Annotated in this window: 14 protein-coding genes; 5 read left to right on the top strand and 9 right to left on the bottom strand. The window is 72.9% G+C overall.

The annotated features are described in order from the left end of the window. Positions 1-73: 73 nt before the first annotated feature. On the top strand, positions 74-1,591 hold the full coding sequence (locus ACTOQ3_RS05060) for an alpha/beta hydrolase family protein (RefSeq protein WP_440082232.1): 1,518 nt from the start codon (positions 74-76) through the stop codon (positions 1,589-1,591). A 101-nt stretch (positions 1,592-1,692) separates the two neighbouring features. Here the strand turns inward: ACTOQ3_RS05060 and ACTOQ3_RS05055 are convergent, their stop codons facing one another. Continuing rightward, positions 1,693-2,631: an alpha/beta hydrolase gene (locus tag ACTOQ3_RS05055; protein WP_440082231.1), complete on the bottom strand. Its 939-nt coding sequence runs from the start codon at positions 2,629-2,631 to the stop codon at positions 1,693-1,695. Between the two features lie 331 nt (positions 2,632-2,962). On the opposite strand from ACTOQ3_RS05055, the gene ACTOQ3_RS05050 reads away from it, so the two are divergent. Then, positions 2,963-4,441: an LCP family protein gene (locus ACTOQ3_RS05050; RefSeq protein WP_440082230.1), complete on the top strand. Its 1,479-nt coding sequence runs from the start codon at positions 2,963-2,965 to the stop codon at positions 4,439-4,441. Positions 4,442-4,568: 127 nt separating this feature from the next. Here ACTOQ3_RS05050 and ACTOQ3_RS05045 read toward each other — a convergent pair whose 3' ends face one another. From ACTOQ3_RS05045 to ACTOQ3_RS05035, 3 genes are all read right to left on the bottom strand, one after another. Next, entirely contained in the window at positions 4,569-5,582 is a 1,014-nt protein-coding gene (locus ACTOQ3_RS05045) for an enolase C-terminal domain-like protein (protein WP_362846451.1), read from the bottom strand. 274 nt (positions 5,583-5,856) lie between these two features. Next, positions 5,857-7,326, bottom strand: coding sequence for an MFS transporter (locus tag ACTOQ3_RS05040; RefSeq protein ID WP_440082229.1), 1,470 nt, complete (start codon positions 7,324-7,326; stop codon positions 5,857-5,859). A gap of 49 nt (positions 7,327-7,375) precedes the next feature. Further along, the gene (locus ACTOQ3_RS05035) at positions 7,376-8,113 is read right to left on the bottom strand and encodes a TetR/AcrR family transcriptional regulator (protein WP_440082228.1); all 738 of its coding nucleotides are present in this window, start codon (positions 8,111-8,113) and stop codon (positions 7,376-7,378) included. A 171-nt stretch (positions 8,114-8,284) separates the two neighbouring features. On the opposite strand from ACTOQ3_RS05035, the gene ACTOQ3_RS05030 reads away from it, so the two are divergent. Further along, positions 8,285-9,742 carry an MFS transporter gene (locus ACTOQ3_RS05030; protein WP_440082227.1) on the top strand — a complete coding sequence of 486 codons (1,458 nt, stop codon included), beginning with the start codon at positions 8,285-8,287 and terminating at the stop codon, positions 9,740-9,742. Positions 9,743-9,886: 144 nt separating this feature from the next. On the opposite strand, the gene ACTOQ3_RS05025 is transcribed toward ACTOQ3_RS05030, so the two are convergent. The 5 genes from ACTOQ3_RS05025 to ACTOQ3_RS05005 form a co-directional block, all read right to left on the bottom strand. After that, complete coding sequence (locus ACTOQ3_RS05025; protein WP_440082226.1) at positions 9,887-11,050, bottom strand: VWA domain-containing protein; 1,164 nt, start codon at positions 11,048-11,050, stop codon at positions 9,887-9,889. After that, entirely contained in the window at positions 11,043-13,760 is a 2,718-nt protein-coding gene (locus tag ACTOQ3_RS05020) for a DUF5682 family protein (protein WP_440082225.1), read from the bottom strand. The genes ACTOQ3_RS05025 and ACTOQ3_RS05020 overlap by 8 nt, the downstream gene beginning before the upstream one ends. A gap of 162 nt (positions 13,761-13,922) precedes the next feature. After that, on the bottom strand, positions 13,923-14,990 hold the full coding sequence (locus ACTOQ3_RS05015; protein ID WP_440082224.1) for an ATP-binding protein: 1,068 nt from the start codon (positions 14,988-14,990) through the stop codon (positions 13,923-13,925). Beyond that, positions 14,990-16,402: a DUF5691 domain-containing protein gene (locus ACTOQ3_RS05010; protein WP_440082223.1), complete on the bottom strand. Its 1,413-nt coding sequence runs from the start codon at positions 16,400-16,402 to the stop codon at positions 14,990-14,992. The genes ACTOQ3_RS05015 and ACTOQ3_RS05010 overlap by 1 nt, the downstream gene beginning before the upstream one ends. After that, the gene (locus ACTOQ3_RS05005; RefSeq protein WP_440082222.1) at positions 16,399-17,883 is read right to left on the bottom strand and encodes an SWIM zinc finger family protein; all 1,485 of its coding nucleotides are present in this window, start codon (positions 17,881-17,883) and stop codon (positions 16,399-16,401) included. The genes ACTOQ3_RS05010 and ACTOQ3_RS05005 overlap by 4 nt, the downstream gene beginning before the upstream one ends. Before the next feature lie 97 nt (positions 17,884-17,980). Between ACTOQ3_RS05005 and ACTOQ3_RS05000 the strand changes: the two genes are divergently transcribed. Beyond that, on the top strand, positions 17,981-18,412 hold the full coding sequence (locus tag ACTOQ3_RS05000) for a cupin domain-containing protein (RefSeq protein WP_440082221.1): 432 nt from the start codon (positions 17,981-17,983) through the stop codon (positions 18,410-18,412). Positions 18,413-18,565: 153 nt separating this feature from the next. Next, positions 18,566-20,101 carry an aldehyde dehydrogenase family protein gene (locus ACTOQ3_RS04995; RefSeq protein ID WP_440082220.1) on the top strand — a complete coding sequence of 512 codons (1,536 nt, stop codon included), beginning with the start codon at positions 18,566-18,568 and terminating at the stop codon, positions 20,099-20,101. Positions 20,102-20,276: the final 175 nt, after the last annotated feature.

The raw sequence follows: 20,276 nt of genomic DNA, 5'->3' as shown, positions 1-20,276 counted from the left end.
GGGGGCTTCCGGTGGTGAGTACGCTTGAAGATCGGATGGAACGATACCGGAACAACGACGATCGCGGAGGCGAGTGACCATCGGGGATCGCGTGGGTGTCCAGGTGGGCCGCGGTGTCCTGAGCGTCGCATCCGGCCTGATCCTGGTGGTTCTCGCGACGGTGGGCTACACCCTGCCGCCGCCGTTCGACCCGACCCCCCTGCACGTCGATCCGGTCTTCCAGGCCCTTCCGCCCCAACCGCCGTCCGAGCTCCGGCCGGTCACCGCGAACAGGCAGATCACCACGCGGGACGTCACCGTCACGGCCGAGGACGGCACGTTGCTGGGAGCGACCATCCGCGCGCCGATGGCCCCGGGACGGCACCCGGCGCTGGTCTTCGTGCAGGGGGCGGGTCCCGGGGTCAGGGGCGAGTTCACCACCCAGGCCGAGTGGCTGGCCAGGGCCGGGATCGTCACCCTCGTCTACGACAAGCGGACCGTCGGCTACGACTTCATGAAGCGCGACTTCGGCCTCCTCGCCCGCGACGCCCTGCGCGTCCTGAAGGAGCTGCGTTCGCGCGAGGACGTCGACCCGGCCAGGGTGGGACTCTGGGGGGTGAGCGAGGGGAGCTGGGTGGTGCCCCTCGCCGCCAACGAGAGCGGCGCCGTCGGGTTCACCGTGCTGGTGTCGGCCCCCAACGTCTCCCCCATGCGGCAGGTGACGTGGGCGCTGGGCGAGCAGCTCCAGCGGTTGTACGCGCCCAGCGGGGTGCGCGAGCTGCTCATCCGCGCGATCGGCGCCGTGGACGCGGACTTCCTGCGCTACGACGGCCTGCCCGCGCTGCGCGAGCTGCGGCAGCCGGTCCTGGCCCTGTACGGCACACGCGACCCCTCGATCCCGTTCGTGGAGAGCAGCAAGGCGCTGACCGGTGCGCTCGCCGAGGGCGGCAACAACGCCTACACGATCCGCTACCTCGACCGCGCCGACCACGGCATGCGCTTCCACGGCGGCCCTCTCGTCCCCGACTACCTTCGGACGCTGGCCAACTGGGTGCTGGGCCTGCCGGGCACGGCCACGCCGTCGGTGCACATCGCCGGTGCCACGCCGGTCCAGCGTCTGGAGGCGAGCGACGTCCCGGCCGCTCCCTGGTACGCCGGGGGTACGGTGATCGGCCTGACGCTCTGCCTGGCCGTGGTCGGTTACGTGGTCGGGCCGGTGGCGGAGATGGCCGCGCGGCTGCGCGGCCGGGCGGCGGCCGCGGAGGCCGGCGTCCTGATCTGGCCGCCGATACGGCGGCGGTTCCGCCGGATGGCGTGGACCGGGGTCGGGCTGCTCGTCTCGGTGGTGGCGTTCATCACGCTGCTCGTGCTGTTCTCGGTCAACCAGGCCGGGGCGTGGCCCGCGGTGCTCGCCGGGTGGCTGGTCATCAGGATCCTGGCGCTGCTGATGCTGCTGCAGGAGGTCACGGGCGTGGCGGCCGTCGTGTCGGGCCTGCGGGAGGGCTGGCAGCCCTCCCGCCCGCAGAGCTTCGCGGTGGCCGGGGTGCTGGGCAGCACCGGCCTGCTGCTGGTGGCCGCGGCCTACTACGGCCTGTTCTCGTTTCCCTGGTAGGGCTTTCCCGGTGGGGCCGCGGCGTCCCTCGCCTCCGCGTCCCCCGGCAGGCCACGACGCAGGCCACGACGGCCGGAGGCGGCGTCACGTCCTCGTGACCGTCAGGGACAGCCGTCGAGCCAGCGGTCCATCTCGACGAAGACGCGCTTGCGGACCGGCTCGGCTGACAGCACCAGGTCGTGTACGCCGCCTGGCACGCGGACGCACGTCACGTGCGAGCCGATGCTGGTCGACCAGCGGGCGATCCGCCGGGGGTCGAGCACGACGTCCGCCTCCTGCGCCTCCGGCGCGAAGGCGCGCAGCCGCAGGCCCTTCTCCGCGCAGAGCACCAGCACCGGCACGTCCACCCGGAGACCGTCGTGCAGCCTGCGCTGCGCCCGGCGGATCGCCCCGATCCAGGCCGCGTGCACCGGGAACCCGCCGATGGGCTTCCACTCCAGGTCGAAGTCCCACTCGCCGTGGTGGCTGCGGTGCAGGCTCGTGCCGTACGCGGTGGCGGTCACCATGGGCAGGACGGTGCGGGTGGGCAGCCTGGACAGCTGCACCCGCAGCAGGTCCGCGGCGACCCGCACGGGGGCGGGGACGTTGAGGTCGAGGAAGGGGCTGTTGAGCACCAGTGCCTGGACCAGTCCCCGGCCGCGGACCCGGTCGGCCCAGAGCGGGGCGATCAGGCCCCCGGTGGAGTGGGCGTTGAGGACGACGTGATCGTGCCCGTCGCGCTCGCGGATGATCCGTACCGCCTCGTCGATCTCCGGGAAGTACTCGGTGAGGCTGCGCACGAACCCGCGGGTCTGGTGCGGCAGCAGCGAGCGGCCGTACTTGCGCAGGTCGAGCCCGTAGAAGTCGAAGCCCCTGGCGACGAAATGGTCGGCCAGGTGGGTCTGGAAGAAGTAGTCGGTGAAGCCGTGCAGGTAGAGCACGGCTCCGCGGGCGGGCTCGGCGGCACGCCGCCGCACCAGCGAGGCCACCACCGCCCCCTCGTCGTCATCGGCCATCGGCAGGACCGTGAGCTCGTAGTCGGGACCGAGAACGTCGGGCATGACGGCCAGGGTAGTTCGTGCGGATTGTCCGCTCTCCAGGGGGATCTCGCGAGGAGGACCGGAGGACCCGGCGGGGAGGGTCACGGGGGCGTTCCTCCGGGGAGACCGTGACGGTTCCGCCGGGGGCGAGCCGGTGCGGGTGACCGGGAATCACCGCGGCGCCGCCGTGATTCGATCCCAGTGAAAACCATGATCGATTCTTATTGCTGTAGAAATGACGCGATATAGGAGCATTAGCTTCCCGAGTTGTTCACCGACTTGTCGCCCGCGACCTGGTTTCACCCCCCTACCATCTCCCTGCGGCGGTCAAGCGCGAGGAAACGGGGAGCAGTTGCGGGACAGATCAAAGCCGCCCGGAGTCGGCGCGGTCATCGGCTGGACGGCACTGGCCGCCATCGTCCCGGGCGCCGCGCACCTGCGCGCCGGATGGCGCAGGACGGGGCTGGCGATCCTGTGCGCGTACACGGCGCTGCTGCTGGCCCTGCTCTGGGTGGCGCTCACCTCCGACCTCGGCGGGATCGCCGGGCGGCTGGCCGCCTCCTCCGCGCTGACCAACGTCACCGTGGTCGTCTCCCTGGCGCTCGGCGCCGCCTGGTTCGCGCTGGTCGTGCACTCGTTCGTCGTGATGAACCCCGGCACGCTGCCCAGTGTGGGACAGGCGATCGCCGGAGGCGTGGCGGGAACGCTCGCGGTGGCCGTACTCCTGCCGTTCGGCCTGGTCGGGCAGTACACGGCGGTCTCGCAGTCGGCACTGGACGACGTCTTCAACGCCCCGTCCACGCCGCGCCCGGCGAGCGACGGGGGCGGGGGCGGCGAGGACGACCCGTGGGCGGGCCGCAGCCGGGTGAACATCCTGCTGCTCGGCGGCGACGCCGACACCCATCGGGTGGGCGTGCGGACCGACAGCATCAACGTGGCCAGCGTGGACGTCAAGACCGGCAACACCGTGCTGCTCAGCCTGCCGCGCAACCTGGAGAACGTCCGCTTCGTGCCCGGCTCCCCCATGGCGAAACGCTTCCCCGAGGGGTTCCGGCTCCCGGCCAACCCCGACGGCTCGCGCGAGGATCTGCTCTTCGCGGTCTGGGAGTACGCCGACTCCCACCCCGAGATCTTCGGGGGCCGTAAGGGCCAGGGCACCAAGACGCTCATCGACACGGTCGGCTACACGCTGGGCCTGAAGATCGACTGGTACGCCCTCGTCAACATGTGGGGCTTCGCCCGGCTGATCGACGCGATCGGGGGCGTGACGCTGACCGTTCCCCAGGACGTGGTCTTCGGCAAGTACAACGAGGGCCTGGTCAAGGCCGGAACCCGCAAGCTGCGCGGCGCCGACGCGATGTGGTTCGCCCGCTCGCGCACCAACAGCGACGACTACACCCGGATGGGACGCCAGCGCTGCGTGCTGGGCGCCCTGCTCTCCCAGTCGGACCCGGCGACCGTGCTGTCCCGCTTCAACCAGGTCGCGCTGGCCACCAAGGAACTGCTGCGCACCGACATCCCGCGCCCGATGCTGGAGCACCTGGTCCCGCTGGCGCTGAAGGTCAAGAACGCGAAGGTGACCAGCGTCCAGTTCGTCCCACCGCTGATCAACACCGGCTACCCCGACTGGAGCAGGATCCGCACGGTCACCGCCAAGGCCCTGCGCGCCTCGGCCGTCACCCGGCGCCCCCTCACCGCCACCGCGGCCCCCACCACCACGCCGAAGACTGCGGCTGAGCGAGGACCCACCCGCACCCCCCGCCCCGGGACGAGCACCACGGCGAAACCCGATCCGACCTCTCCCAAGGGCATCACCGAAGGCTGCGGCTGAGCGGGGCCCTGTCTCCCGTTCGTCTCCCCGTTCGTCTCCCCGTTCGTCTCCCGTTCGCCTCCGGCCGGCGGCGGACAGGCCAGGGTGCGACCGGGCGGCCGGGCCGGCTCCCCGCGCGGGCCGCGGGCTAGACCGAGTACGACTCCTTGGACAGGCGGCGGACCCGGTCCTCGTCGATGCGGTGACCGAGGCCCGCCTGGGTGAGCGGCACCGCCACCACGCCGCCCGAGGCACCGACCGGCGGGTCGACGATCTGCGCGCTGCGCGGCGGCTCGGCCACGTCGCAGGGCAGGCCGCAGCCGGGCAGGCTGGCCGCGGCGACGGTGGCCGCGCGGGCCAGCCCGGTGCCCTTGCCCCCGGCGCAGGCGATCTCCCATCCGGCGCGTACCGCGCGGTCGTGCACCCGTCGCACCTCGCGCAGGGAGCCCAGGGCCGCGGGACGGAGCAGCAGCGCCCGGCCCGCCCTCGCGGTGATCGCCTCGTCCAGCTCGGCGGCCGAGGCGACCTCGAGCAGCACCGGGGCGGCGACGCGCTCCTGCAGGTCGGCATGGTCGCCGAGACTCGCGAGACCGGTGAAGGGGCGTTCGATGACGGAGAGCGTGTAGGCGTCCAGCGCCTCGAGGGCGTCGACGTCGGTGTAGGCGCCGCGGGCGTCCACGCCGATGCCCAGCGCGGGGTACGCCCGGCGGACGGCGCGCAGCGGCTCGATGTCCCAGCCGGGGTGGACGTCCAGGGTGACGTGGGCGTACCCGGCGCAGACGTGCCGGTTCACCCTCGCGACCAGGCTCTCCAGGTTGCGGTCGGCGCCGATCCTGACGGTGGCCATGAGGGAGGTGCGGGTGCCGCCGAGCGCGTGGGCCAGCGGCACCCCGCGCATCTTCGTCCACAGGTCCCAGCAGGCCATGTCGGCGGCGGACCCCCCGGGGACGGCTCCCAGCTCGTCGGGATGCTCCCAGTCGACGCCGATCAGCGCCTGGGCGAGCCCCTCCTCCAACGCGACCCAGGTCTTGGGATCGGCGTCGACGACCTCTCCCCACCCGGTCATGCCGCCGTAGTCGGTGAGCCGGACGAGGATGCTCTCCGGCCGCCTGCCGTACGGCAGGACCAGCCGGAACACCTCAAGCTCACGGACGCGCGGCATGGACCCCCCTGGACCTCTCCGAGCCCGGACGACTCCGGGCTCCGACGACTTCCCAGGCTCGGAGGACCCGGGCTCTGGAAACGCGAATCCCGCCCGGAGGCGGGACTCCCCCCTCAACACCGCGAAGAACGGCGTTCTTCCCATGGTGCCACGATGGCCCGGGAACGCCTCCGGCGCGGAGGGGGAATCCGGTCCGGTACTTCCGTCCTTTCCGGCTCGGAGAGACCGGGACCAGGGGGCCGGGAGTGCTTGAGGGGTCGCAGGACGGGGGAGCTCAGCTCCGGGGAAGGACGCGTCCGGAGACCAGGGCTCCGGTGGCCGCCATCAGCGCCGTCAGCCCGAAGCACAGCACGTAGACGGCGACGGAGGCGCCCAGGGCCGCCAGGAGCGCTCCGGTGACCGCTACCGCGACGACCGTGTAGACCGACTCGGCGACGCCGAGCGACGCGCTGTTCTCCCCCTCCTCGCCCGGGGGCGACAGCTCCAGGATGAGCACCGACAGCGTCGGGTACACGATGCCCATGCCGAGCCCGAGCAGGATCTCGCCGAGGAAGGCGGTGGCGACCGGGACGGCGGCGAAGACGGTCAGGCCCATCAGCGCGAGGCCCACGGCGATCAGCACCGAGCCGGAGCGCAGCACCAGGACCCGGTCGAACCGCTTGCGGCCCACCACCCAGGAACCGAACGACCAGCTCAGCGCGCCACCGGTCAGGGTGAGCCCGGCCATGGTCAGCGACAGGCCGCGTTCCTCGTTGAGCATCAGCGGCAGGAACGCCTCGCCGCCGATGGCCGCGCCCGCCGCGATCCCCCGCAGGGAGATCACCGATGGCAGGCCGCGGGCCGCGCGCAGGGTTCCCGGGGGGAGCAGCCGGGGCAGCGCCGCGACCAGCATGGCCAGACCGGCGGCGAGCAGGACGAGCCCGGTGCCGGGCACCGCACCGCCGGAGCGCGTGAGTGCCGACGCGCCGTACTGCATGAGCGCGGCTCCGGCCGCGACGAGCAGCGCCCAGCCCAGCCGGTGCGCGATCGAGGAACGGGCACCGGACGGCCGCTCCGGCATCGCCCCCGACACTGTCTCCGACACCGCCCCCGGCACCGGCCCCTGCTCCGTCACCGGCCTTGTCACCGGCTCCGTCATCGGCTCCGTCATCGGCGCGGAGGCCAGCCCGCGCCAGAGCAGCAGGGCCGCCGGGAGGAGGATCGCCGTCACTCCGATGAAGACCCAGCGCCAGCCCGCGTTCTCCACCACGACGCCGGTGATCGCGGGCCCCACCATGGAGGGCACCACCCAGGCGGTCGCGAAGATCGAGAACACCCGGGGATGAAGATCCGCCGGGTAGGAGCGTGAGACCAGCACGTACATCGAGACCTGCAGGATGCCCGCGCCGAAGCCCTGGACGAACCGGCCCGCGACGAACACGTCCATCGTCGGCGCCACCCCGGCGACGACCAGCCCGGCGGCGAAGACCGCCACCCCGGTCCAGAGCGGCGCGACCGGCCCCCCGCGGTCGCCCCACCACCCGCCCAGCACCGTCGCGACCACCCCGGCCGCGAGCGCCCCGCTGAACGCCAGCCCGTACAGCGCGTGACCGTCCAGCTCGTCGGCCACGACCGGCATGGCGGTGGCCACCGCGAGGTACTCGAAGGCGGCCAGGGAGATGAGGGCCACCATCCCCACCGTCAGGGCGCGGTGACTCCGGGCGAATATCCCGGCAGGAGGCTCGTCGGTCATCACGGTAGTCATGGGGTCGACGGTACGGCCCGCGCGCGGTGGCACACATCAGGCTTTCGGATCAGCCCTTGGTCGTAGGACCGGCGTCCTGGACGTGGGAGACCAGGCCCCGCAGGAGCAGGTCGAGCCCGAACTCGAACCGCTCGGTGCCGTTGGCGGCCATCAAGGTGTCGACCTGGGCGACGATGTTGGGGAACCGGTCGACGGGCAGGCTGCGGTAGAACGCGGCGATCTGACCGAAGAATTCACCCAGGAAGCTCGCCAGGTCCTTGCCGCTGCCGCGCTGCCGGTTGACGTAGAGCGACCCCTCGTAGGCGTCCGAGCAGACGTACAGACCGAGGCGGTCGATCATCAGGGCGGCGGCCCTGGGCGGCACACCGCCCGCGAGCATGACGGCCAGCTGCCCCTCGGCCACCCGCAGCGCGTTGGGCCCGGTCGGGATGCCCGCCAGGCCGACCCTGGCGATGTCGGCGTGGGCGCTGAAGACCCGGAAGGCGTCGAGGACCATCTCCCTGAGCTGCTCCAGCCAGCGCTCCGGCTCGGGCTCGGGCACGTGGATCTCGCCCACGACCTCGTCGTACATCAGGTCGAGCAGCTCCTCCTTGTTCGCCACGTGGGCGTAGAGCGAGGCGGGACCGGTGCCGAGCTCCTGGGCGACACGGCGCATGCTCAGCGCGTCCAGCCCCTCGGCGTCGATGAGGCGCAGCCCGGTGGCGACGATGAGATCCCTGCTCAGGACGGTTCGCGGAGCGCTCACCTTGCGGGTCTTGCGCCACGGCGGGACGGGGATCTCGGTCACGCGCCGATCCTATACCGCGGCGGATCACGGTCGCGAACACCGTACTTTTTACGAACATCGTTCGTTTGATGCGAACGATGTACTTGACTCAAACGTCGTTCGTTTATAAAACAGTGTTCGCAGTCAACGAACACTGTTCTTCGGCCATCGACTCCCCAGATCGGATCCCCCATGACACACACGGTCGAGACCGGCTCCTCACCCACCGGCGCGGAGCCGTACCGATGGCGCTGGCCCGCCCTCTTCGTGGTTCTCGCCGCGGAGGTGATGGACCTGATGGACGCCATGATCACGATCATCGCGGCGCCGTCCATCCAGAAGGAGCTGGGCGGCTCGTCGAGCATGATCCAGTGGCTCAGCGCCGGATACACCCTGGCGATGGCCATCGGCCTCGTCACCGGGGGCCGCCTCGGCGACCTCTACGGGCGCAGGCGCATGTTCGTGGCCGGCGCCCTCGGCTTCACCCTGTTCTCGCTGCTGTGCGGCCTGGCCACCTCCCCCGAGATGCTGATCGGCGCGCGGGTGCTGCAGGGCCTGGCCGGGGCGGTGATGGTGCCGCAGGGCCTCGGCATCATCAAGGAGGTCTTCCCGCCCAAAGAGCTGGCCGCGGCGTTCGGCGCGTTCGGCCCGGTCATGGCGCTGTCCACGGTGGCGGGCCCCGTCCTCGCGGGCTGGCTCGTCGACGGCGACTTCTTCGGCACCGGATGGCGCATGATCTTCCTGATCAACCTGCCGGTCGGCCTGATCGCCCTCCTCGGCGCGCTCCGCTACCTGCCCGCGTCGAAACCCTCGCACGCCTCGCGCCTGGACCTGACCGGCACCGGGCTCATCTCGGCCGCCTCCTTCCTGCTGATCTTCCCCCTGGTCCAGGGTCGCGACCTCGACTGGCCCGCGTGGACCTTCGCCCTGATGGCCGCCTCGATCCCGGTCTTCGCGCTCTTCTGCCTGCACCAGTCCCGCAAGGATCGCGCGGGCGGCGACCCGCTGGTGGTGATGAGCCTGTTCCGCAAGCGCTCCTTCACCGGCGGCCTGATCACCGGTCTCGTCTTCTTCGCCGGGATGATCGGCTTCTCCCTGGTGTTCGGGCTCTACACCCAGATCGCCCTGGGCTACGACCCGTTGAAGGCGGGGCTCGCGGGCCTGCCGAACGCCATCGGCACCCTGGTCGGCTTCGGCCTCGTCAACGCCTCGGGACTGGCGAGGAAGGTGGGTCGCAGGCTGATCCACATCGGCGCGGTCGCGATGGCCGGGGGCGTCACGGGGGTCGCCCTCACCCTGAACATCGCGGGCATGGGCGTCACCCCCTGGCAGCTCGCACCCGCCCTGCTGCTCACCGGCGCGGGGATGAGCCTGATCATGGCGCCGTTCTTCGACATCGTGCTGGCCGGGGTGGAGCCCCACGAGTCCGGCTCCGCCTCCGGCACCCTCACCGCCGTCCAGCAGCTCGGCGGCGCCCTGGGCACGGCGGCGATCGGGACGCTCTTCTTCGGCCTGGTCAAGCAGGGCCGCAGCCTTGAGGACGCGATGCTGCTGACGATCTGGGTCGAGGTGGGCCTGCTCGCCGTCACCTTCGTGACCGCCTTCCTCCTCCCCCGGCGGGCGCGGGCCGAGCAGGAGGTCGCGCACTGACACCCACCGGCGAACGGGCGGGCTCCCGAGGGCCCGCCCGTTCACGGCGCCCCGAGTACCGCGGCCTCCGAAGGTGACCCGGCCCTCCCTGGCGTCCCGGCGAGGGCAGGCCCCCGTGGCCCTGCCGCCCTCGCCGGGACGGGATCAGGTGGCGGCGCGCTCCAGCCGGCGTTCCGCCCACTGGCCGATGTCGCGGCGCTCGATCGCCGCGGCCATCAGGTCGGGGAAGGCGTCGGGAGTACAGGCGAAGGCGGGCACCCCCATGGCCGCGAGCGCCGCGGCGTTGTCGTGGTCGTAGAAGGGCGCGCCCTCGTCGGAGAGCGCGAGCAACACGATCACCTGGACACCGCCCGCGGTCATCTGGGCGACCCTGCGGAGCATCTCCTCCCGTACGCCGCCCTCGTAGAGGTCGCTGATCAGGATGAAGATCGAGTCACTGGGGCGGGTGATGAGACCCTGGCCGTAGGCGATGGCCCGGTTGATGTCGGTGCCGCCGCCGAGCTGGGTGCCGAACAGCAGCTCCACCGGGTCGTGGAGCTGGTCGGTGAGGTCGACGACCGCCGTGTCGAAGACGACCAGCGAGGTCCTCAGCGAGCTCATCGAGGCGAGCACCGCGCCGAAGACGCTCGAGTAGACGACGGAGGCGGCCATCGACCCGCTCTGGTCGATGCAGAGCACGACCTCGCGCTGGACGGCCCGCTGCCGCCTGCCGTATCCGACCAGCCTCGACGGGATCACGGTGTTGCGCTCGGGCAGGTAGTTCTTCAGGTTGGCCCGGATCGTGCGGTCCCAGTCGATGTCGGCGGCCCGCTTGGGCCGGTGGGTCCTGGCCGAGCGGTCCAGGGCGCCGGTCACGGCGGCCTTCGTCTTCTGCACGAGTTTCCGCTCCAGCTCGGAGACGACCTTGCGCACCAGCGCCCTGGCCGACTCGCGCGCCTTCTCGGGCATCACCCGGTTGAGCGACAGGAGCGTGCCGACCATGTGGACGTCCGGCTCGACCGCGTCCAGCATCTCCGGCTCCATCAGCAACCGGGTCAGGTTCAGCCGGTCGACGGCGTCCTTCTGCATGACCTGGACGACGGTCGAGGGGAAATAGGAGCGGATGTCGCCCAGCCAGCGCGCCACCCTGGGCGCGGAGGCGCCCAGGCCCCCGCTCCGCTCGGCCGAAGCACCACCACCACCACCGCCGCCGTTGTACAGCGCGGCCAGCGCGCCGTCCATCTGGGCGTCGGTCCCGGTGAGCGAACACCCGGTGCCGTCCGCGTCGCCGCCCAGGACCATCCGCCAGCGGCGGAGCCTCTCATCCATCGGCACTGCCCGTCCTTCCCTCGATCGCCGGCTCCGCGGTCGCCGGCCCCAGAATCGTCAGCACGGTCCGCACGGCCGCCGCCGCGCGCTCCTCGTCGAAGTCCTCCGCGTCCGGCGCCAGGCCGCCGGTGCCCGCCCCCAGGGAACGGACGCGCGAGCCGATCGAGCGCCGCTCCGGGGCGGCGAAGGCACCGAACGTCCTGCGGAGCAGGGGCAGCACATCGACGAAGGTCTCCGGGGCGAGCCCGGTGAGCCACTCGTCGACCAGCCCGAGCAGCCTGGGATCGTGCACGAGCAGCAGCCCGCCCCCGGACAGGAACCCCTCGATCCAGGCGGCCGCCCTCGCCGGCGGGTGCCCCGCCGACATCGCCCGCGACATCCGCAGTCCCACCTCGGCCGTGTCGAGGTCGGCGGCGTCCAGCAGGATCCTGGTGAGCCGTCCCTCGATGAGCCCGTGCAGGTCGGCGCGGCCGGAGGCCCCGCGCAGCGCCACCAGCCACCGGCCCTGCGGCGTCTCCTCCCCGTCCTCCCCGGGACCGGCCGAACCTCCCTGGACTCGCGAGCCACCCGCGCCCGCTCCCTCGGACACGCCCCTTTCCCCGGAACCGTCCTTTTCCCCGGAACCGTCGATTTCCCCGGGACCGCCGAGGGCACGGGAACCGTCCGGGCGGACGGGTCCGGTGTCGAGCAGGGCGACGGCGGCGTGGACGGCGTCGACGTGGCGGATCAGGTCGCGGGCGGCGTCGTCGTCAAGACCGGTGACGGCCCCGCCGAGGCCGACGCAGATCCTGGTGAGCATGGCCTCGACGATGGTGACCAGGCCGGTGGCGGGGGTGCCGCGCACGTCGCCGTAGCGCTGGGCGCGGACCATGGCGGGGAGCGCGGCCATCAGGTGCGTGACGTCACCGTCGAGCGCGGCCCGCGCCGACAGGGCGTCGAGCACGTGCGGCAGCGCCTCCGGCAGGTCGGCGAGCAGGCAGCGCTCCACCAGGCCGGTGAGCCCGGCCAGCGTGACGCCGCCGGACATGCCGCCGGCCCCCCCACTCCCACCCGGCCCGCTCCCACCCGGCCCGCTCCCTCCAGGACCGCCTCCTCCCGGACCGGACGTCCCGCCGGGCGCCCGGCCCCGGATGGTCCGGCCGGACGGCCCTCCCCCGTCGGCGAGGTCACGGACGCGGGCGGCGGCCGCCGCGGGGACGGTCGTGCCCCAGGCGCCCGCCTCGATCAGGTCGATGTCGAACTCGGGCCGCCAGGCGAGCGACCACGACTCACGGAAGGTGCCCTTGCCCCTGCTCTCGCGGGGAGTGCCCCAGTCGACGCCGAGCAGGCGCAACCGGTGCAGCAGCCTGCTGCGCTCCAGGTCCAGGGGTTTGCGCAGGTCGAGGTCGTACTCCCGCTCGAGCGCCTCGGGCTTGAGTTTCACCCGCCGCTGCTCCTCGCGCAGGTGGCGCTGGAGAGGGACCATCGGGGTGGCGTCGGGCACCTGGCCGAGCCGCTCCCCCACGACCATGCGCCGCTGGATCAGCTCCACCGGCAGGTCGTCGCCCTCGCACAGCACCGCCCTGACCGCCTCGGTGACCTCCGCCAGCCCGGCCAGCGGCCGCCCCCTGAGCACGGCCAGGCTCTCCGCGAGCCGTACCGCCTCGATGACGTGCGCGGAGGAGACCGGCAGGTCCTCCTCGCGGAGCACCCCGGCCGCACCGGTCAGCCACCGCTCGACCGGCCGGTCGGGTGAGGCGAACAGGTGGTGGTACCAGCCCGGGGAGGTCACTCCCGCGCCGTACCCGCTCCAGGCGGCCAGCCGCCCGTACGTCCACGGCACCCAGGTCATCTCGGCCCTGACCTTGGGCAGCCCCCTGAGCAGCGCGTCGTCGGCCTTCACGGTGGGCAGCCCGGCCCCCCACGGCGCGCCCTCACGCGCCGTGCCCGCCAGCGCGGGGACGTGCCAGGCCCCGCAGACCACGGCGATCCGCTCGAACCCGTCTCTGACCGCCCTGCGGATCGTGCGACGCATGAAGGCCTCGCGCCGCGCCTCGTACTCGTCGGCGACGTGCCCCTCGCGGACGGCCTCCATGGCCTGAGCGATCATGTGGAACGGAGTGTCGCCACGGTGCTCGACCGCGTCCTCCCACCACCGCTCCGGGTCGTCGTACCCGGCGGCGCGGGCGAGAGCCCCGATCGGATCGATCCGCACGGCCTCCGGGGCGACGTCGTCCGGCTCACCGTGAGTGTCGCCGTCCCTCTCACCACCGGTCGTCTCCCCCTGGGAGCCGGGGACCCTCCCGTCCGGTCCCCGCGCGCCGGCGCCCTCCGGCGTCTCCCCCTCCCGGGGTTCCGCAGGTCCGGCGTCACCGGTCTCCCCCGGCTCCGCGTGACCGCTCGCGCCGGGGCGGGAGGCGAGGCTGTGCACGGCCGGCAGGTCGCAGAAGCGGACCGGGACGCCCGCCGCGACGGCGTGGCGGATCGCCTGCCACTCGGGGGAGAACACCGCGAACGGCCAGAACGCGGCCGTGGACGGCTCGCCCGGCACGTGGGCGAGCAACGCGACCGGCGGCTGGAGATCGGGGTCATGGGCCAGCGTGACCAGCTCGTCGGCCTCGGGCGGGCCCTCGATGAGCACGACGTCCGGCTTGAGACGTTCGAGCTCGTCGCGCAGGGACCGCGCCGACCCCGGGCCGTGGTGCCGGATGCCCAGCACGGAGACGCTCATCCGCGCCCCCCGGCCGGCCGGGGGACCGCCGTCATCGGCGGCACCGGCGACGCGAGGGCCGGAAACACGGGGTTCGGGGACATGGGGGTCGGAGACATGGGAGCCGAAAGCGAGAGGGGCGAGAACGAGGGAATCGGGAACGCGCCCGTCCCGGGGGCCGCCTCAGCCCGCGTCACGGCAGGCCCGGTAGAAGTCGCGCCAGTCCTGGCGCTCGCGCACCACGGTCTCCAGGTATTCGCGCCAGACGACGCGGTCGGAGACCGGGTCCTGGATCACGGCGCCGACGATGCCGGCCGCCACGTCGGAGGGGCGGAGCACCCCGTCACCGAAGTGCGCGGCCAGGGCGATGCCGTTGGTGAGGACGGAGATGGCCTCGGCGGTGCTGAGCGTTCCGCTGGGGGACTTGACCTTGGTGCGGCCGTCCTCGGTGACGCCGGTGCGCAGTTCCCTGAAGACCGTGACGACGCGGCGGATCTCCTCCAGACCTGTGAGGGTCTCTGGCAGCTCCAGGGAGCGGCCGAGCTGGCCGACCCGCCGGGAGACGATGTCCACCTCCTCCTCCGCGGTGGCGGGAACCGGCAGCACGACGGTGTTGAACCGGCGGCGCAGCGCACTCGACAGGTCGTTGACGCCGCGATCCCGGTCGTTGGCGGTGGCGATGACGTTGAAACCGCGCGCGGCCTGGACCTCCCGGTTGAGCTCGGGGATCGGCAGCGTCTTCTCCGACAGCACGGTGATCAGCGCGTCCTGGACGTCGGAGGGCATGCGGGTCAGCTCCTCCACGCGGGCGAGCCGTCCCTCGGCCATCGCCCGCATCACCGGGCTCGGCGTGAGCGCCTCCATGGACGGACCCTCGGCCAGCAGCCTGGCGTAGTTCCAGCCGTAGCGGACGGCCTCCTCCGCGGTGCCCGCCGTTCCCTGCACCAGGAGGGTGGAGTCACCGCTGATCGCGGCGGCCAGGTGCTCGGACAGCCAGGTCTTGGCGGTGCCCGGCACGCCGAGCAGCAGCAGCGCGCGGTCGGTGGCGAGCGTCGCCACGGCCACCTCGACGATGCGCCGCGGCCCGATGTACTTGGGGCTGATCTGGTCCCCGTCGCCGAGGACGTAGGCGGTCACCGCCCAGGGAGACAGTTTCCACCCCGGCGGGCGGGGGCGATCGTCGCCCTTGGCCAGGATCGCCAGCTCCTCGGCGTACTGGTCTTCGGCATGGGCCCGCAGAACCGTTGTCACTACGTGAGCTCCTTCAACATGTCGTCACGGAAACGCAGGAGGGCGGCGACCTCCTGGATGGGCGGCTCCGGCGAGAGCCGTCCGGCCAGGCCGTGCAGGGTGGGGTCGATGCGTTCGCCGGCGAGCTTGACCAGCTCCCCGAGGTTCCACGGCTGGGTGCCGGAGACATCGATGATCTTCTGGAGGACGGCCCTGGCCAGGGTGGGTCCCCACGGGGCCGCGGCCCCGCCGAGAACCATGATCAGCTGACCGTCCAGCCCGTGCCACCGGACGAAGTCGGCGGCGACGACCTCCTGCTTGTCGCGGGGCAGCGCGGCCAGCAGGTCGGCGAGCGGATCCCAGGTGAAGAGCTCCAGCGCCCACTCCGGGTCGGCCTGGAGGACGGAGGCCCTGACCCATCCGGCCATGACCTCGCGGCCCCAGTCGACGATCTTCAATCGGACGAGCTCGCGGGGCGGCCGTCCGAGCAGTGAGGGCCAGACACCGAGCGGGGTGCGGGCCACGGTCTGCTGCAGCCACCAGCTCCGCTCGCCGGTCCCCCGGGGCGCCTTGGCCCGGACGCCGTCGCGCTCCAGGGCGCTGTCACAGGCCACCGGCGGGTCGACGTGGATCTCGTCGCCGACGACGGTGACGTACCGGGCGGCCCGCTCGGCCATGCGCAGGGCCAGGCGCGACTCGGGGAGGCGGGTGAGCAGGTCGGCGGCCCGATGGCGGACCTCGCGGCGGCGGTCGTCGAGGGCGGCCTCCAGGAACGGCTCGTCGTCGGGTGAGAGCCCGGTGACGAGGACCTCCAGGAAAGCCGCCCGGTCGTCGGGCGTCTCCTTCTCCCAGGTGGCGGCGAGCAGCTCCCTCGCCCGCGCCGGGTCGGCCGCCCGCAGCGCTCCCAGGTGGACGCGGCGGTCACCGGAGGTGCCGAACTCCCAGACCTGGGAGACCCCGTCGGAGCCGGTGCCGGCGATCCCGGTGACCTCCTCCAGCAGGAAGCCCCACGCCGGGTTCAGTCCCGCCAGCCAGCGTCCGCGGTTTCCGGCCAGGACCCCGAGGTGCGGGCGGATCGACCGGTCCTTGGCCGCGTGGTCGAGAAGCTCGGGCAGCAGGTGCGGCGAGAGGCGGTATCCGCGCGCGGCCGCGGTCTCCAGCCACTCGGTGAGCAGCCTCGGCTGTTCACCCCCGAGGATGCGGGCGAGCCTGTCGCCCGCGGCGCGCGAGACCGCGGGCTGCTCCTCGGGGGCCGCGACGGCGGGCGGCTCGGCCGGGACGACCGGCCTCCGCCCGGCGCGCGTCCGCAGCGTGTGCACGGCCGCGCGCCCGAGCAGCTCGACCTCGCTCGCCCCCTGACCGGGCAGGGGGCGACGGTCGGTCCCGACGAGCGCGGCGGACACCAGGTCCTCCCATTCGGCGGAGGTGCTCACAGGACGATCACCCGGCCTTCCTCGTCCCAGGTCGTGAGGGGACGCAGTCCCCTCGGGGTCCATTCGACGGCGACGGTCAGCGGGTGACCGCCGGAGGTGGCGACCAGCCGCCACGGGGTGCCCGCGGACGGGTGGAGCGGCAACCCGCCGGAGGGCCCGGCCAGGAGCCGCGAACCGCTCCCCGCGGGAGTCACCCCCGCCAGCACGAGCGGCCAGGAGTCGAGCCAGGGGTCACCGGCCAGGGCCTCGGCCACCTCGTCGAGGGCCTGCTCGACGGTCGAGCCGGGCGGCGGACCGGCCGGGGCGACACGGTGACGGACGGCGTCGTCACCGACGGGTTCGTCCCGGACGGCGTCATCGCCGAGGTGTTCGTCCCCGGCGGGATCATCCGGAACGGGGTCGTGACGAGCGGCACCGTGCTGGACGGCGTCACGGCGAGGGGAATCGCGACGGGCGGCGACCACCGCGCGCAGCGGGGCCGAACCGGGATAGAACGCCAGGTCGGCGTCGATGGTCGTGCCGGTGACGAGCGAGGCGTCGAGCGCCTGCCCGACCGGGGCGAAGGAGAGCACCAGGGCCGCCCGGCCCGTCGAGCGCCCGCGAAGCCAGACCCGGCGCGCGATCAGCCGGTCGTGCTCCTCGTCGCGCCGTCCCAGCACGTCCCACCGGTCGCGGACGGCACCGCGGGCGAGCACCTCCTCCTTCGTCACCGGGAAGCCGATCCGGTCGCGCACCCTTTCGAGAAGCTCGGCGGGGGCCGCTTCCCGATCCGCCCCCTGGGAACCGGCCCCGTCGCCGTCCGGGACGGAAAGACGGCGGTGGGCCACGCAGAGCAGGTGCAGCAGCGCGTACTCGCCGAGCAGGCGAGCGGGCCAGTCGTCGCCGTCCAGCACGGCGCCGAGGCGGGACAGCGAGCCCGCGACGGCGGGCGCCTGGGCGTCGACCAGGCGTTTGACCAGGTCGTCCCACAGGTCGTGGCGCCGTGACCCGGCGATGCCCTGCCTGATCTGGTCGGCGAGCCAGCGCTCCAGGTCCGACAGCCCCGCGGTCACCCGCTGCTCGCGCCGCGCGGCCCGGCGGCCGTCCGCGGGACCGGCCTCGGCGGCCTTGGCGGCGCGGGCCGTCCCCGCCTCAGCGGCCCTGGCCGCGCGGCCGCGCCGCCCGTCGAGCCACTCGCCCACCCAGTCGGCGGGCTCCCCGGCGGCGGGGACACCGTCGGCCGACCACAGGAGCAGCAGGCCGAGAGCGTGCTTGCACGGGAACTTCCTGCTGGGGCAGCTGCATCGGTAGGCGGGCTCGGACAGGTCGACACACGTCCGGTAGGGCTTGGAGCCACTGCCCGCGCACTCGCCCCACACCGCGTCGGCGGTGGCTCCGGACCCCGACCACTTGCCGGGGGAGGAGATTCCCCGGGCCGCTTTCTGGGACGAGGCGTCGGGCGCGAGCGCCAGCACCTGATCCCGGTTCCACCGTTCGATCACGGACCGAACCTAGCCAACCCCGCCGACAAATCCGGGCCCGTCCTCGACGGCCGTCCCACGGCACGCCCTCCGGGACCGGGTCCCTAGAATCGGTGCGATGACGACCCCTTCGCGCCCTCCGCTCGCCGAGGCCCTTGACCTGCTGCCGCACCCCGAGGGCGGCTGGTTCCGCGAGACCTGGAGGACCTCCGTCGACCTCGCCCCGCCCGGGTACGCCGGCACGCGGGCCACCGCCACCGGCATCTACTTCCTGCTGGAGCCGGGCGAGGAGTCGCGCCCGCACGTGGTCGCCTCCGACGAGGTGTGGTTCTGGCACCGGGGCGGCCCGCTGACGCTGATCCTCGGCGGTCATGAGGGCCGGCCCTCCGACACCGTGACCCTGGGGCCGCTGGTGGAGGAGGGGCAGGTCCTCCAGGCCGTGGTGCCCGGCGGCACCTGGCAGGCCGCCCGCCCGGCCGGGGCCGAGGGCGTGCTGGTGAGCTGCGTCGTCTCCCCCGGTTTCGACTTCGCCGACTTCCGGATGGCCTGACGGGCGGCGTGCGGATGACGTGACGGACGCTGCGACGGACACCGTGACGGACGGGCCGTTGGGGAAGATGACGCGAACGCCCTCCCGGTCGATGTGACGGTCTCCCCCGGCGCGGGGAGAATGCGGTCACAGGTCGACACCGGGAGGTCGAAGGTGACCAGCGAGATCGTCTCCGTCATCGGCGGAAAAGAAACGTCCAGCGGCACGGCCTACGAGTCGGTCAACCCGGCTCGCGTGGACGAGGTGGTCGCGCGGGTCCGGCTGGCGGACGCGAGCACTTTCTCCTCCGCGTGCCGCACGGCCGCCACCGCGCAGCGGGAGTGGGCGCGGGTCCCCGCGCCCGTCCGGGGACGGGTGATCGCCTCGATCGGACGCCTGGTGGAGGCCAACGCGGAAGAGCTGGCCCGCCTGGTCACCCGCGAGATCGGCAAGCCGTACGCCGAGGCGCTGGGCGAGGTACGCGAGATCGTCGACACGTGCGACTTCTTCCTCGGCGAGGGCAGGCGGCTGTACGGGCAGACGGTTCCCTCCGAGATGCCGGACAAGAACCTGTTCACCTTCCGGGTCCCCGTGGGGGTGGCCGCGGTGATCACCGCGGGCAACTTCCCTGTCGCGGTGCCGTCGTGGTACCTCGTCCCGGCGCTGCTGTGCGGCAACGCGGTGGTGTGGAAGCCCGCCGAGTACGCGGCGGCCTCCGCGCACGCGCTCTACCGGCTGTTCACCGCGGCCGGTCTGCCCGACGGCGTGCTGAACCTGGTCCTCGCCGACGGCGCCGCGACGTTCGAGGGCCTGGAGGCGGCGCTGGCCGAGGGCACGGTGCACAAGGTCGGGTTCACCGGCTCCACCGAGGTGGGCCGCCGCGTCGGCGAGCTGTGCGGGCGCCACCTGCAGTCCCCCTGCCTGGAGCTGGGCGGGAAGAACCCGATGGTGGTCATGCCCGACGCCGACCTCGACCTCGCCGTGGAGGGCGCGCTGTTCGCCGGCTTCGGCACCGCCGGGCAGCGTTGCACGTCGCTCGGCACGGTGATCGTGCACGAGAGCGTCCACGAGGAGTTCCTCCGCCGGTACGCACGCGCCGTGGCCGGGGCCGCGGTCGGCGACCCCGCGGGAGACGTGCTGTGCGGGCCGCTGCTCGACCGGAGGTTCGCCTCGCGTTACGAGGAGTACCTGGGCTGGATCCAGCCGCATCACGCGGTCGTCTCCGGTCCCGTCGGCCGCATCACCCCGGACAATCCGCGCGGCGACTTCACCGGGGACGGCGGCCTCTACTACCACCCGGTGGTCGTGGACGGCGTCCGTCCCGATGACCGGCTCTTCCTGGAGGAGACCTTCGGCCCCATCGTCGGCGTGACGCCCTTCGGCGCGCTGGACGAGGCCGTCGATCTGGCCAACCTCCCCGGTTACGGGCTCTCCTCGTCCATCTACACCACCGACCCGGCGTCGGCCTTCCGCTTCCGCGAGGGCATCGGCGCGGGCATGGTCAGCGTCAACAACTCCACCTCCGGCGCTGAGGCCCACCTGCCCTTCGGCGGCAACGGCAAGTCGGGCAACGGCAGCCGCCAGTCGGGGGTGTGGGTCCTCGACCAGTTCACCCGGTGGCAGGCGATGAACTGGGACCATTCGGGCAGGCTTCAGAAGGCCCAGATGGACGTCGCCGAGATCGTCCCCGACCTGGAGTTCCGCCTCTGACGCGCCCGACGTCCCTGACGTCGCCCGGTACCGGCCGGACGTGCCGGTACCGGTCCGTCGCATGCCCCGACGCCACTCGCGGGGGGCGTCGGGGCACATTCACGATGCTCATATAGTGAGACTATTTTTCTTGAGATATGAGACCCGTGTTATGGTCCGACCAGCGGACGAGAAC

Origin of the sequence: Streptosporangium sp. LJ11 (assembly GCF_051918945.1) — a bacterium.
GTDB lineage: Bacteria > Actinomycetota > Actinomycetes > Streptosporangiales > Streptosporangiaceae > Streptosporangium.
The sequence above is the reverse complement of the archived record's forward strand: the minus strand, read 5'-3'. Positions and strand labels throughout refer to the sequence as shown.

What these genes read in the sequence shown, in the direction of transcription:
- ACTOQ3_RS05055 (WP_440082231.1), bottom strand. Translation starts at nt 2,631, where the DNA reads ATGCCCGACGTTCTCGGTCCCGACTACGAGCTCACGGTCCTGCCGATG.
- ACTOQ3_RS05045 (WP_362846451.1), bottom strand. Translation starts at nt 5,582, where the DNA reads ATGCCGCGCGTCCGTGAGCTTGAGGTGTTCCGGCTGGTCCTGCCGTAC.
- ACTOQ3_RS05040 (WP_440082229.1), bottom strand. Translation starts at nt 7,326, where the DNA reads ATGACTACCGTGATGACCGACGAGCCTCCTGCCGGGATATTCGCCCGG.
- ACTOQ3_RS05030 (WP_440082227.1), top strand. Translation starts at nt 8,285, where the DNA reads ATGACACACACGGTCGAGACCGGCTCCTCACCCACCGGCGCGGAGCCG.
- ACTOQ3_RS05025 (WP_440082226.1), bottom strand. Translation starts at nt 11,050, where the DNA reads ATGGATGAGAGGCTCCGCCGCTGGCGGATGGTCCTGGGCGGCGACGCG.
- ACTOQ3_RS05020 (WP_440082225.1), bottom strand. Translation starts at nt 13,760, where the DNA reads ATGAGCGTCTCCGTGCTGGGCATCCGGCACCACGGCCCGGGGTCGGCG.
- ACTOQ3_RS05000 (WP_440082221.1), top strand. Translation starts at nt 17,981, where the DNA reads ATGACGACCCCTTCGCGCCCTCCGCTCGCCGAGGCCCTTGACCTGCTG.